Annotated in this window: 10 protein-coding genes and 1 pseudogene; 7 read left to right on the top strand and 4 right to left on the bottom strand. The window is 56.6% G+C overall.

From position 1 onward, the window contains the following. Positions 1-22 precede the first annotated feature (22 nt). Entirely contained in the window at positions 23-715 is a 693-nt protein-coding gene (locus tag AC221Y_RS00750; protein ID WP_486706635.1) for a rhomboid family intramembrane serine protease, read from the top strand. On the opposite strand, the gene murJ is transcribed toward AC221Y_RS00750, so the two are convergent. Genes murJ through AC221Y_RS00765 form a run of 3 tightly spaced genes read right to left on the bottom strand, consistent with a single transcriptional unit; the run spans position 706 to position 6,254 of the window. Then, positions 706-2,286 carry a murein biosynthesis integral membrane protein MurJ gene (murJ, locus tag AC221Y_RS00755; RefSeq protein WP_486706636.1) on the bottom strand — a complete coding sequence of 527 codons (1,581 nt, stop codon included), beginning with the start codon at positions 2,284-2,286 and terminating at the stop codon, positions 706-708. The two genes, AC221Y_RS00750 and murJ, sit on opposite strands and share 10 nt — an antisense overlap. Before the next feature lie 28 nt (positions 2,287-2,314). Then, positions 2,315-5,131 (bottom strand): [protein-PII] uridylyltransferase, encoded by a 2,817-nt coding sequence (locus tag AC221Y_RS00760; protein WP_299754344.1) that lies wholly within the window; start codon positions 5,129-5,131, stop codon positions 2,315-2,317. Further along, positions 5,091-6,254 (bottom strand): penicillin-binding protein activator, encoded by a 1,164-nt coding sequence (locus tag AC221Y_RS00765; protein WP_299754342.1) that lies wholly within the window; start codon positions 6,252-6,254, stop codon positions 5,091-5,093. Before AC221Y_RS00765 ends, AC221Y_RS00760 begins: the two co-directional genes overlap by 41 nt. A gap of 81 nt (positions 6,255-6,335) precedes the next feature. Between AC221Y_RS00765 and rsmI the strand changes: the two genes are divergently transcribed. Both rsmI and gshB read left to right on the top strand, forming a co-directional pair. Next, on the top strand, positions 6,336-7,199 hold the full coding sequence (rsmI, locus tag AC221Y_RS00770; RefSeq protein ID WP_299754340.1) for a 16S rRNA (cytidine(1402)-2'-O)-methyltransferase: 864 nt from the start codon (positions 6,336-6,338) through the stop codon (positions 7,197-7,199). Positions 7,200-7,691: 492 nt separating this feature from the next. Continuing rightward, the gene (gene gshB / locus AC221Y_RS00775) at positions 7,692-8,627 is read left to right on the top strand and encodes a glutathione synthase (RefSeq protein ID WP_299754338.1); all 936 of its coding nucleotides are present in this window, start codon (positions 7,692-7,694) and stop codon (positions 8,625-8,627) included. Positions 8,628-8,639: 12 nt separating this feature from the next. Here the strand turns inward: gshB and AC221Y_RS00780 are convergent. Next, a pseudogene (locus tag AC221Y_RS00780) lies at positions 8,640-9,732 on the bottom strand (magnesium chelatase domain-containing protein). A gap of 191 nt (positions 9,733-9,923) precedes the next feature. On the opposite strand from AC221Y_RS00780, the gene AC221Y_RS00785 reads away from it, so the two are divergent. The 4 genes from AC221Y_RS00785 (at position 9,924) to AC221Y_RS00800 (ending at position 13,626) form a co-directional block, all read left to right on the top strand. Further along, positions 9,924-10,802, top strand: a complete 879-nt coding sequence (locus AC221Y_RS00785; RefSeq protein WP_299754336.1) for an RNA polymerase factor sigma-32 — start codon at positions 9,924-9,926, stop codon at positions 10,800-10,802. Between the two features lie 124 nt (positions 10,803-10,926). Beyond that, positions 10,927-12,123 carry a bifunctional phosphopantothenoylcysteine decarboxylase/phosphopantothenate--cysteine ligase CoaBC gene (coaBC, locus tag AC221Y_RS00790; RefSeq protein ID WP_486706637.1) on the top strand — a complete coding sequence of 399 codons (1,197 nt, stop codon included), beginning with the start codon at positions 10,927-10,929 and terminating at the stop codon, positions 12,121-12,123. A gap of 1 nt (position 12,124) precedes the next feature. Beyond that, a complete protein-coding gene (gene dut / locus AC221Y_RS00795) occupies positions 12,125-12,589 on the top strand; it encodes a dUTP diphosphatase (RefSeq protein WP_299754332.1) in 465 nt (154 codons plus the stop codon). Further along, positions 12,589-13,626: a HesA/MoeB/ThiF family protein gene (locus tag AC221Y_RS00800; protein ID WP_299754330.1), complete on the top strand. Its 1,038-nt coding sequence runs from the start codon at positions 12,589-12,591 to the stop codon at positions 13,624-13,626. The genes dut and AC221Y_RS00800 overlap by 1 nt, the downstream gene beginning before the upstream one ends. Positions 13,627-13,655 lie beyond the last annotated feature (29 nt).

Here is a 13,655-nt window from a genome sequence, read left to right on the forward strand (position 1 = left end):
CGTCAAGAAAGGCAAATGCCCCATGAGCCATGATTCCCAACCTTCTCAGCCCGTCGTAAACCCCCTTCCTCCGGTTGTCGTGGCGTTGGCGCTGGCGATTTTCGCGGTCGAGGTTTTGCTGAGTGCGGGCGCTCGGGGCCTTATCGGCGGGGACGCCGGGGGTGGCTGGCGCGTAGAGGCTATCCAAAGCTATGGATTTTTCGCGCCTCTGCTTGAGGTCATCGTTCAGCGGCAAATGTGGACAACACCCGAATTGGTTCGCTTCGTTTCGTATCCGTTCATTCACCTCGGATTCACACATGTTCTGTTTGTGATAGTGTTCCTGCTGGCTCTTGGAAAGCTGGTGGGTGAAGCCCTAGGAGGTGTCGCGGTTATTGCGACGTTCTTTATCTCGGCCATATTCGGAGCGTTGGTTTTCGCGGGTCTGACGGGGGACCCGCGCCCTCTCGTCGGCGGATACCCGGCCGTTTACGGGCTAATTGGAACCTATACGTTCATTCTTTGGGTCAGTTACGGGCAAACGGGACAAAACCAGTATCAGGCTTTTACACTTATTGGGTTTTTGCTTGGTATCCAGTTATTCTTCGGTGTGTTTTTTGGAAGCTCAAGCGAGTGGGTTGCCGAAGTTGCCGGGTTTATAGTCGGTTTTCTGGTTGCCCCTTTCGTAGCACGAGGCGGTATGCGCCGGATGTTAGCGCGAATTCGTCAGCGTTGACGGCGAAAGGCTGCGGTAAGATCGCGGCCGCTGAATGCGCCGAAGGCGATGCCGGCGATGGCGTAAAGACCCATGCCAAAGAGCACCAGCAGCGCGAGAACCGCGAATTTAAGCACACCCACCATTAGATCGGGTGTGATCAGCAGTTCGGCGCACCAAAGGCCAATGCCCATGATGGCAGCAGCAATAATGATGCGACCAATACGTTTGCGCGCGCGGACATCCAACGCGCTAGCCTGACCCATCGCGCGGCTCTTCCACCACAAAAGGGCAAACATAGCCCAGCCCGCGACTGTGGTTCCGATAGCGGCTGCGATGTAGCCGATTGTTGGGGCCAAGCCGACGGCAAGCACGGCATTTATGACCATTGCGACCATCGCGAAATAGAATGGTCGTCTCGTATCCTCCCGAGCGAAATAAAGCGGTTGAAGAACTTTTTGCATGACGAAGGCGGGAAGGCCGAGCCCATATACGGCCGTTGCAAGCGCCGTTGCGGCGGTGTCTTCGGGACCAAAGGCACCGCGTTCAAAAAGGATCTCGACAAGCACCACAGGGATCACAAACAGCGCAACCGCCGCAGGGATCGAGAGGGCAAGCGACATCTCTGTGGCGCGACTAAAGGCATCCTGGCCGCCCGTGGTGTCCTGCGCTTGTAGGCGCCGCGACAGGTCGGGGAGAAGGACGATCCCGATCGCAATCCCGACGACACCCAACGGGAGTTGGTAAAGTCGGTCGGCGTAAGACAGCCATGCGATGGCTCCGTCAAAGAAGCTTGCCACTTGCCGCCCGACGATGAGGTTGACCTGAACAACGCCCCCGGCCAGTGCGGCAGGTGCGGCGATGATTGCGAGGCGCTTTAATTCTGGCGTCCACACCGGCTTTTTAGGCCGCAAATCAAACCCGTTACGGCGTGCGGCGACCCAAACAAAGGCAAGCTGCGCAATGCCCGCCAAGACCACTCCGAACGCCAGCAGCGTTCCGTGCGTGCCTTTTCCGTCAGAAGCAGACACCAAATCTGATGTGAAGGTGCCGGTCTCAGCAAATATCAGTGCTGCAATGAGAATGATGTTCAGCAAAACGGGCGCAGCCGCAGCCGCAACGAAGCGTCCACTTGCGTTCAGGACCCCGGAGACCAGCGCCGCAAGCGAGATAAACAGAATATAGATGAAAACAATGCGCCCCAGAGTGACCGTTATGTCGAAGCGTTCATCGCCGACAAACCCCGAGGCCATCGCCCACACAAGCCACGGCATAAAGACAGTCGCTAAGCAGCTGAGCACCAACAAAATGGCCGCGAGCCCGGCGAAGGCATCCCGCGCAAAAGATTGTGCCCCGTCGTTGGCCTCAAGTTTCTTTGAGAACATTGGCACGAAAGCCATGTTGAACGCGCCTTCGGCAAAAAAGCGTCGGAACATATTTGGTAGGGAAAACGCGACCAGAAATGCTTCGGCGACTGGGCCGGTTCCAAGCCAGGCCGCGATTAGAATATCGCGCACAAACCCGAATATGCGGCTCAGAAGTGTCCAGAAGCCGACGGTGAGAACGCCTGAAACAAGACGGATCGGCTTCACCGCGCGAATTCCCTTTTGTTAAAGCGCCTCATTTGTCGAGTGCCCGTTTGGCGCCGTCCAGGATTGCGGCGCGCAGTCGGTTTTCCAGCGTTTTCTGCTTGCTGGCTGCATGGAATTTCAGACCAAACATGTCTTTGACGTAGAACGTATCGACGACCTGCGCGCCGTAAGTCGCGATGACAGCGCTGGCGATATAGACGTTCGCCTCGGCAAGGGTCCGCGCCAGATCGTACAGCAGTCCGGTGCGGTCCCGAGTGTCGACTTCGATGATGGTGTAAATATCCGAGCCCTCGTTGTCGAAGGTGATCGAAGTGGCGACGTTGAACGCCTTCTCGCGTTTTTTCAGCTTGTCGCGGTCGGCCAGTGATTTGCGCGGAAGAACTTCGCCTTTGAACGTTTTTCTGATCATCGACTTCAGGCGTGGAAGCCGAGCGGCCTCGTATTGGGCGCCGTCTGCATCCTGTATCCAGAACACTGCTGTCGCGTACCCGTCGGACGATGTGTAGGTACGTGCGTCTACAACGTTGGCCCCGACAAGCGCCAAGGCCCCTGCGAGGCGGGCGAAAATGCCGGGATGGTCTGCAAGTGCAAAGCAAACCCGCGTCGCATCGCGGTCGTCGTCTGGTTTGATGTCGATGCGGATCTCGTCGTCGGCGATGTCTTTCAGAAGATTGGCAAAAATCACATGCGCTTCGCTTGGCAGGCCTTGCCAGTAAGTGCCATAGTGACGTGCAGTTTCGGTGCGAAGAGGTTTGCTTTGCCAGTCCGAAAGGGCCGCGCGAAGGGCTTTCTTGGCTTCTTTCTCGGCCGTTTCGCGGTTTACGTCTTCTAGACCATGTTCGAGGGCAGAAGACGTCTGCCAATAAAGGGCGCGGATCAGTTGCGCCTTCCAGTTATTCCAGACATCGGGTCCGACACCTCGGATGTCACAGACCGTCACGACCGTCAGTAAATCGAGCCGTTTCTGGGTTTTTACTGCTTTCGCAAAATCACGAACCGTGCGGGGTTCGGAAATATCGCGCTTTTGTGCCATGTCCGACATCAAAAGGTGATAGCGGACAAGCCATTCGACGGTCTCAACCTCGTCCTGTTTTAACCCGAAGCGTCGCGCCACTTTTCGTGCGATTTGCGCCCCGAGCACCGAGTGATCTTCGGGCCGGCCCTTGCCTATGTCATGAAGGAACAACGCGGCATAAAGCACTTTGCGGTTTACGCCGCGTTTGAGAATGCCGCTTGCGACCGGAAGCTCCTCGACAAGCTCACCGCGCTCAATCTGCGCCAGTGTCGAGATGCATTGGATCGTATGCTCGTCCACCGTGTAGCTGTGGTACATGTTGAACTGCATCATCGCGACGACGGGCGCGAATTCAGGGACAAAGGCTGCAAGCACGCCTAGTTCGTTCATCCGACGTAGAGCGCGTTCGGGGTTGCCGCGTTTCAGTAGCAAATCTATGAAAATGCGGTTTGCCTCAGCCGAGGTGCGCATTGTGTCGTCGATCAGGTGAAGGTTGGCTGAGATCAAACGCATGGCGTCAGGATGCAGGAGATAGCCGGTTCGAAGGGCTTCATCGAAAATGCGAAGAAGGTTGAGATTGTCCGCCAGAAACGGCTTTTGACGTGTGACGGTCAGACGGTTTTGTTTGATAGTGTATTGGACGTTAACTTTTCGGCGGCGACGGAAGAAGTTGACCAATGAAGGTGCTTTTTTGACGTGCTTTGCTTCAAGTGCGGTCAGAAAGATGCGTGTCAGTTCTCCCACGGTTGTTGCGTGCCGAAAGTAGTCCTGCATGAAGAATTCGACGGCGCGCCGCCCTGCTTTGTCGACGTACCCCATGCGTTTTGCAACTTCGACCTGCATGTCGAAAGTAAGTTGATCCATGGCGCGACCGGCAACAATGTGAAGATGGTTGCGGATCGCCATGAGGAACGTTTCGGCGGCAACGAAGTCATCATATTCGTCTTGGCGCAGCAGGCGCATCCTGACCAAATCAGCGGCATCACGGACACCGTGGATGTACTTGCCGATCCAGAACAGCGTTTGCAGGTCGCGCAAGCCACCTTTGGCTTCTTTGACGTTTGGCTCTACCATGTAGCGCTGGCCACCTTGTTTCCGGTGACGCTCGGCGCGTTCGGCAAGTTTGGCTTCGATGAATTCCGAAGCTGTGTTCTTGAACAGGTCTGATTTCAGCTTTTTAGAAAGCTCCTGCGCGATGGCCTGGTCCCCGACCAGAAAACGATGCTCAAGAAGCGCGGTACGAATCGTATAGTCTTCGCGACCAAGGCGAATGCAGTCTTTCACCGTTCTGCTTGAATGACCGACTTTCAGATGCAGATCCCAGCACATATAGAGGATGCTTTCGATCAGGCTTTCGGCCCATGGGGTGATTTTCCATGGGTTCAAAAACAGCAGGTCAACATCCGAATATGGCGCCATTTCTCCGCGTCCGTATCCTCCGACGGCCAAAACCGCTATCCGCTCGCCCTCGGTCGGATTTGGATTGGGGTGGAGGTAGGTCTGAGCCACATGCAGCACGGTGCGGATCACGCCATCGGTTAAAAATGCGTAGGAGACAACGGCAGGTCGCGCGGCAAGAGGCGCGCGTTCGAAAGCGTCTTCGATGATCTTGCGACCAGACGAAATGGCTGTTTTCAACGTATCGACAGTAACCCGCCGGACAGCGCGACTGTCGGCGCCATCTGGCAGATTAGCCGCGATTTCGGCACGTATGGCGGCTTCGTCAAAAATCTCAGACGCAGGCGCGATCAGGTGTTTTGTTGGGTCTTCACCCAACGGTGGCGCGAGGTCAGAGACCGGCGCCTCCAAAGCTTGTTGGAGCGGGGTCAATGACGATCACCTGATTGTTCTGAATTTGCGCAACGGCCAAGCCGCGCTCGTTGGTGCCATTTGGGAAGAACCGGAACGGGCCGTAGACACCGGCGAAGCCGGCGCCTTGGGTCAATGCTGGTTGCGTCAGAGCGTTAGAATTGCCTTGGGCAACCAGCGCTCCGATTGCGGCGATACCGTCGTAGGCAAGGCCTGCAACGGGCGTCGGCAATGCCCCGTACGCCGCCTGATAGCGCGCGTTGAACCGCGCCGTGCGATCAGGCGAAGGGGTTGCAAACCATGCGCCTTGCAACCCCTTTAGCGACAATGCGCTTGTCGGGATATCAAGTCTTTGCAGGCCAATAAATTGTGCAGCTTCGGCGTCGATCCCGTTTTCTGGGAGAAGTTCTGCAAGGAAGGGCAGAGCCCCGGAAGTACCGGATGTCACAAAGAGCGACGAAGCCCCCGACGCCCGGTAAGCGCGAGAAATGTTCGGGATCTCAGCGATGACACCCTGCTGTGAAAGCGGGAAGGATGATGTCCCTGCCAAACGTGCGCCGTTGGCTGCTATCGCGCGCTGAATTGCATCTCGTCCAGCAATCTCAGCGCCATCTTCGGCGTGGACGATATAAATATCGCCGTTTGCCTGGCTGGCAGCGTACCGCACGAGACGGTCAGCGGAAGTTTGGAACGTGTTTCCCAAAAGGAAAACGTTGCCGCCAGCAATGGCGGGGTTGTTTGAGAAAGTGAGAACGTTCACGCCGCGCGCCGCAACTGCCTGTCCGGCGGCCGAGGCCGCCTCGCCAAACAGCGGGCCGACAATGATCCGCGCGCCGTCACTCACCGCCTGATTTGCAGCCAGTGCTGCACCTTCGGCCGTTCCAGCCGTATCATAAACGCGCAAGTCGACTTCAACGCTTTGAAGGTCGCTCACTGCCAATCGCGCTGCGTTTTCAAGCGATTGTGCTAGATCACCGGCAACGCCTGAAGTTTTTGGAACAAGCAAAGCAACCGGGACGGCGCGCGAGGCATTTATCAACGGACCGGAACCAAGCGATGCATCACACGCCATCAGCGCGCCCATTGCAAAAAGTGCAACAAAGCCAGAGAGTAACTTGCGGCGAAGAGCCAAAAAAGCGACCATTGGATAGGTACCTCAAAACGGTGGAAACATTTTGCGCGACCCTATGCAGAATCGACGATCAAGTAAATCGCGGACGCGGAAATGGTAAGTGAAGCGAGCCAGGTGCCGCTTGCTGCGGGCCTATACTTCGTTGCAACTCCAATTGGAAATGCGCGCGACATCACTCTTAGGGCGCTTGATATTCTTCGCGCGGCGGATGTGCTGGTGGCAGAGGACACGCGAACTTTGCGGCGTTTGATGGAAATTCACGGCGTGCCGTTGGATGGCAGACGGGTGTTGGCGTATCATGACCATAACGGTGCTGCGATGCGGCCGCGACTGCTGGATGCAGTGCGCACAGGCAAATCCGTGGCCTATGCCTCGGACGCTGGAACGCCACTGGTCGCCGACCCGGGGTATTCGCTTGGACGCGCCATGACTGGCGAGGGGCTTGTCATCACTTCGGCCCCGGGGCCGTCGGCGGTACTTGCTGCACTGACCTTAAGCGGACTGCCGAGTGATTGTTTCATTTTTGCTGGATTCTCGCCAACAGCGAAATCTGCACGAAAATCGTTTCTGGAAAGCTTTCGCGACGTTGCGGGCACGCTTGTCTTGTTTGAAAGTCCGCGCCGTCTGTCGGCCATGCTTGCCGCTGCCGTTGAGGTTTTGGGTCCAGAGCGTGACGCGGCGGTCTGTCGCGAACTGACCAAGCGATTCGAAGAGGTTCGGCGCGGAACGCTCGCTGATTTGGCCGAGCAGTACGACGGTATAGTGCCAAAGGGCGAGATCGTCTTGTGCATCGCAAAAGGCGCGACAGAAGTTGACCCCGCGCGAGTACGAGACGCAATGACTGAAGCGATGAAGACGCAAAAACTCAAGGCCGCCGCGACGGATGTGGCGGATCGCTTTGGAGTGTCAAAACGGGATCTCTACCAACTTGGCCTTGAGATTCAGAGTGAAGATTAGCTTAAAACTTGTCCCGGTTAGCGAGTGGTGGCCCCGCAAAGGAGCGGGCAATGAACAAGCAGACGCGCGCTCTGGCGATCTATCTTAAACGCATATTTGCTGAAGAATGCGGCAAGCGTCGCGTCTGTGACGACGGGGCCAAAGTCGTGAGGCGCCGATGGCGCAGTAAGTCCGGCGAATTTGATCTTGTTTTTCAGCTCGGATCCCTTTTTTGTCTTTGTCGAAGTCAAAAGAGCCAAGGACTTCGCTACGGCCGTGGACCGGATAACAAGGCGCCAGCCTGGCCGTATCGGGGTGTGTCTGAAGAGTTTGCCGCGCAATCTCCGCAGGGGCTAGAAACGGGCATTCGGATCGACGTGGCCTTGGTGAATGACACGGGCGCGTGCCCGATTATCGAAAACGTTTCCCTTTCGGCGCATAGGTTCCGTGCGTTGCAGTGCTTGCAAGGATGGGTCACAAGGTCTCGAACCGATCTAAAGGGAGGGCTTCGTTGTGCGTGTTGCAATTCAAATGGATCCAATTGGATCAATCGATATCAACGCTGATTCGACCTTTCGATTGGCGGAGGAAGCGCAGACGCGCGGAGCCGAGCTTTTCTACTATACGCCGGATGCGTTGGCTCTGGACGAGGGGCGTGTCACCGCGCGGGGCCATGCCCTGACGGTGCGCCGCGAGATTGGGAACCACGCCGATCTTGGCCCCGAAGAGACCGTTGATCTCGCTGATTTCGACGTCGTGTGGCTACGACAGGACCCGCCATTTGATATGGGATATATTACCAGTACGCATATTCTAGAACGTCTACCGGCTTCAACGTTGGTCGTGAACGATCCGTTTTGGGTGCGAAATTACCCTGAGAAGCTTCTTGTTTTGGGCTTTCCTGATCTCACTCCACCAACCACAATTGCGCGCGATCTCAAGACGATACAGGCATTTCGCGACCGTCATGGCGACATGATTTTGAAGCCTCTGTATGGCAACGGCGGCGCTGGCGTCTTTCGGCTTGTGCATGCAGACCGCAACCTCGTCAGCTTGCATGAACTGTTCACCAGCATGAATCGTGAGCCTCTGATTGCGCAGAAGTTTGTGCCGGATGTTTCAAACGGAGATAAGCGGGTTATCCTTGTGGACGGCGAGCCAATTGGGGCCATCAATCGGGTTCCTGCCGCCGGAGAGACGCGATCAAACCTGCACGTCGGGGGGCGGGCTGAAAAGGTCGAATTGTCGGCGCGGGATCACGAGATTTGCGCCGCTATTGGACCGCTCTTGCGCGAAAAGGGTCAGGTTTTCGTCGGCATAGATGTCATTGGAAGTTATCTGACTGAGATTAATTTGACTTCGCCAACCGGCATTCAAGAGCTTGAGCGCTTTGACGGAATCAATGCGGCTGGTGCGATCTGGGACGCGATCGAAGCCCGCAAAACCTAGTCCACAAGTGGTTTAGATCGGTTGGCCCGCCAGCCGGAACGCCACGGCCTCTGCGATTTTATTTAGCGACGCGTTTTCGGTGTTTAATAGGTCAGAGATTGTGCGGGCGACGCGAAGTACCCGATGCTATCCGCGCCCAAAAATCCAAGCTTTTCGTCCGCCTGCATCAGAAACTTCTTTCCTTCGGCATCTGGCATGGCAACGGCGTCTAGCCAGATGCCGCCTAAGTCCGCATTTGCACGGATTTCAGTAGCTTGCGCATATCTCGCAGTCTGCCGTGCGCGCGGCGGCCAGGCGACCGGCTACAACTGCCGAGGCCTCGCCCTTTGGGGTGTGACTTCCAAGATCGGAGAACGAGACCTGCGGCACCTCGGTGCGTGAATGCACCATCGAGGTTTCAAGGGCTTCTTCAGAACTAAGCTCCGGAAGAATTCCGGGCGATCGTGCCGCAAGCACTGACTTGCCTGCCCCTGTTGTCCCAACCAACAACAGATGGTCTCGACCTGCAGCAGCGATTTCAAGCGCGTTTTGCGGGTTTCCTGTCCGCGGACGTCACGCAGATTGAGCTGCGCCGGTCCGTTTTGGATTTCGACCAGCTCTGAGATCGCAAGGGGTCGATCCTCGTTCAGGTGTGCAATTGCTTCTGAAAACCTGGCAGGTGCGTAGACAGCCGTGTCTCCAACCCATACCGCCTCTGTCCGATGCTTTCGGACACATAAGGGTGCGGCTGGAGTCGACAGCTGCAAGTGCGGCGGAAAGGGCGCCCGCGACCAGAATAAGACCGCCGTCCAGGGAGAGTTCCCCAAAGCTACCGATCTGTCGACGTCGTCCGGTGGGATCACGCCAATCGCTGGGAGGACGGCCAGCGCGATGGGAAGATCGAATAGGAGCCTTCCTTTGGCATGTCTGCGGGCGACAGATTAACCGTTCCGCGTTTCGGCGGCAGCGCGATTGATAAACTGGTTAGTGCCGCACGACCCCGCTCGCGGGCTTCGGTCATTGTTTTGCGGGGCAAGCCGATGATGGAAGACGACGGCACGCCCGGCGACAGAGCGTCTTGTCCCTCGATGCCTTCAACGGCAACCCTATGCGGGCGTGCATCCATGAATATGTTCGCTGCGGGTATGCCCGAGGTTTGGTTAGGCAAACCTTAGTGTAGGTAGCCCGCCGGGCGTGGTTCGGCATGGCTGTCACGGCGAAGGCTGGCCAAAAGTGATCCAACCCGAAAATGGAGCCGTAGAAATTGTAAGCGATAGAGTAAACACAGGTTAATCGGTCAACTCAGGGAGAACTATGATGGCGCTGGACGGGGTCAACGATCATTCACTCTCACGAAAGGCAATGAAAGCTGAATTGCTTGATGCCGAGACTGAACTGAGACTTGCTTATGCGTGGCGTGATGACCGTGATGAGGAAGCTCTTCACCGGCTCATTACAGCCTATATGCGCCTGGCGATTTCCATGGCTTCAAAGTTCCGACGCTATGGCGCTCCAATGAACGACTTGATTCAAGAAGCAAATCTTGGTTTGATGAAAGCAGCCGAAAAGTTTGATCCCGACCGCGGTGTGCGCTTTTCGACCTATGCTGTTTGGTGGATCAAAGCGTCTATCCAGGATCACGTCATGCGCAATTGGTCGATGGTTCGGACAGGCTCCACAAGTTCGCAAAAATCTCTTTTCTTCAACCTGCGCCGCGTGCAGGCTCGTCTCGAGCGTGAGGCTGCGGGTCGAGGTGAGGCACTTGATCGCCATAAAATGCGCGAGATGATTTCGCAAGAAGTCGGGGTTCCGCTGCACGATGTGGAAATGATGGAAGGTCGCTTGGCGGGCTCTGATTTCTCGTTGAATGCGACGCAGTCGTCGGACGATGAGGGCCGCGAATGGATTGAAACTCTGGAAGACGAAGGCGCACAGCAGTCCGCGCGCGTGGAACAGAAGAAAGATAACGATACGCTTCGGACTTGGTTGGTGACCGCGATGTCCGCGTTGAACGAGCGCGAACGGTTCATTGTTCGGGAACGCAAACTTCGCGACGATCCGCGCACTTTGGAAAGCCTCGGCAACGAGCTTGGTCTTTCGAAAGAACGGGTTCGGCAGCTAGAAGCGGCGGCATTTGGGAAAATGCGAAAGAACCTCGAAGCGCAATCCAAGGAAGTTTTCGAGTTTTTTGTCTAAACCTCAACTGCTCCTAAATAGAGGGATCGGCGGATGACGGTCCGGTTTTTGTTGCGCACACCATGGCTTGCCCCTTGGACAGCGTGCCCGTAACACTTGATCGGCAAACGCGTGGAGTGCTGACATGTTGCAAGGCAAACGCATATTACTGATCATTGGGGGCGGAATTTCTGCCTATAAATCCCTCGAATTGATCCGTCTGATCAAACGTGAGGGAGGGTCCGTGACGCCGGTCCTGACGCGCGCGGCCGAGCAATTCGTGACACCGCTTTCGGCAGCGGCCCTTGCCGGACATAAAGCCTACACGCATCTTTTCGATCTGACCGATGAAGCCGAAATGGGTCATATTGAGCTTAGTCGGTCCGCTGATTTGGTGGTTGTCGCACCGGCAACTGCGGATTTGATGGCCAAAATGGCAAATGGTCAGGCCAATGACCTGGCATCTACCCTTCTATTGGCAACTGACACACCCGTGCTGGTCGCACCGGCGATGAATGTCCGCATGTGGCTTCACCCAGCAAATCAACGCAACATTGCGACGCTAGAGGCAGACGGCATCCATCGTATTGGCCCCAATGAAGGGGACATGGCTTGTGGTGAATTTGGTCCTGGTCGCATGACAGAACCGGTGGAGATCCATGCCGAGATCATGGCCCTATTGGCCACTGGCCCTCTGGGTGGCCGGCACATTATTGTGACGTCTGGTCCGACACACGAGCCGATTGACCCCGTGCGGTACCTTGCGAACCGCTCGTCCGGGCAACAGGGGAGTGCCATCGCTTCCGCCCTGGCGGGCCTTGGCGCGCAGGTTACTTTCGTCACTGGGCCGGCACGTACAGCGCCTCCTTTGGGCGTCAAGGTCGTGAAAGTTGAAACAGCGAGCGAGATGCTTGATGCGGTGATCTCGGCATTGCCTGCAGATGCGGCGGTTTTTGCTGCGGCAGTAGCGGATTGGCGCGTTGCCGAAGTCGCGGCTGGTAAAATTAAGAAAGCGAAAGCCGAAGGGCCGCCCGCGCTGGCCCTTATGGAGAACCCGGACATATTGGCGACAGTATCGCAAATGACGAAGGGGCGCCCCGAACTTGTCGTCGGCTTTGCGGCCGAAACTGACGATGTCGTGGCTCACGCAGCCCAAAAGCGCAAGCGCAAGGGGTGCGACTGGATCGTTGCGAATGACGTCTCGCCAGAGACGGGGATCATGGGCGGTAGCGAGAATGCCGTCACCGTAATTGACGCCGACGGTCCTGAAACTTGGCCGCGGGCATCAAAAGATGATGTAGCCCGCAAACTGGCACTTCGTATTGCCGCGGCGCTTGGTTGACATGCGCCCGGTCATTAAAATAATGCGACTAGACGGGGCCGACCCTGAGATCGCCTTGCCAGATTACGCGACATCGGGAGCGGCTGGAGCAGATGTTCGGGCGAACTTGGCGTTTGCTGATCGCGGGGGAATTGTTCTGTCACCCGGTGAGCGAATGTTGGTTTCAACTGGCTTTTCCGTACATATTCCGGAGGGATATGAAATCCAGATCCGTCCTCGCTCGGGACTGGCGTTGAAGCATGGGATCACGCTGGCAAATACGCCGGGTACGATCGATTCCGATTACCGGGGGGCGGTTGGGGTCATTCTCATAAACCTCGGCGCGAAGCCTTTTGCGGTCGCCCATGGCGACCGGATCGCGCAGATGGTGGTGGCGCCGGTGGTGCAGGCGCGGTTTGAACTTGTGACTGAACTGTCAGGCACCGACCGGGGTGCCGGCGGCTTCGGATCGACGGGACGCGGCTGATGACGCTCGTATTGGCTATGGCCGCGATGCTTTGGGGGATCGGGCATATCCTGCGAATGCCCACGAATGCGCGATTTTTGATGATTGCGCTTCTTTATGTCGGCGTTCTTGTGGTGCAAGCAATTTTCCCGGAAGGGCATGCATTGCGTGCTGCAACTGGCGGGTCCTTGGGCGAATGGATCTCGCTTGGCTTTCTCGCGGGTATGGTTTGGATATATTCGCAGGGCCTCAAAAAGCTCCGTACTCGGGTTCGTCCGGAGAATTTGCCAAAAACCGAAAATGTTCCATCAAGCTCGGAACTTGAACGCAATGCGCGCCATATTGTGTTGCGCGAAATTGGCGGCCCTGGGCAGAAACGACTGAAAAATGCCGCCGTTCTTGTTGTTGGGGCCGGAGGGCTGGGGTCGCCAGCACTTTTGTACTTGGCAGCATCGGGTATCGGGACGATTGGTGTTATCGACGATGATGTGGTCGAGAATTCGAATTTGCAGCGGCAGATCATCCACACAGATGATCGTATCGGAATGCCAAAAGTGTTTTCTGCAGAACAGGCAATGCGCGCTCAAAACCCTTTTGTTGAAGTGCGTCCCTACCACCGACGTTTGACGGCCGATATCGCGCGTGAGTTGTTTCAAGACTACGATCTGATCTTGGACGGATGTGACGATGTTGAAACTCGGTATCTTGTAAACGAAACGGCCGTGGGACTGCGCATTCCGCTGGTTTCCGCCGCGATCACGCAGTGGGAGGGTCAGATCAGTGTTTTTGATCCGTCACGAAAGGGGCCTTGCTACGCCTGTGTATTCCCGGAACCTGCGGCGGCCGGACTTGCGCCTTCTTGCGCGGAGGGGGGCGTGTTGTCGCCGTTGCCCGGCGTGGTCGGTGCGATGATGGCTGTTGAAGCGGTTAAGTTTCTGGCGGGAGCGGGCGAAACGTTGCACGGGCGCTTGCTGATCTACGACGCACTCTATGCGGATACGCGGATCATCGCCGTAGAACGCCGGAACGATTGCAAGATTTGTGGGACCGCCGGCTAGAGCACTGGAATGGTGATCTTGCGGGGAAT

The organism is Boseongicola sp. (assembly GCF_057460485.1).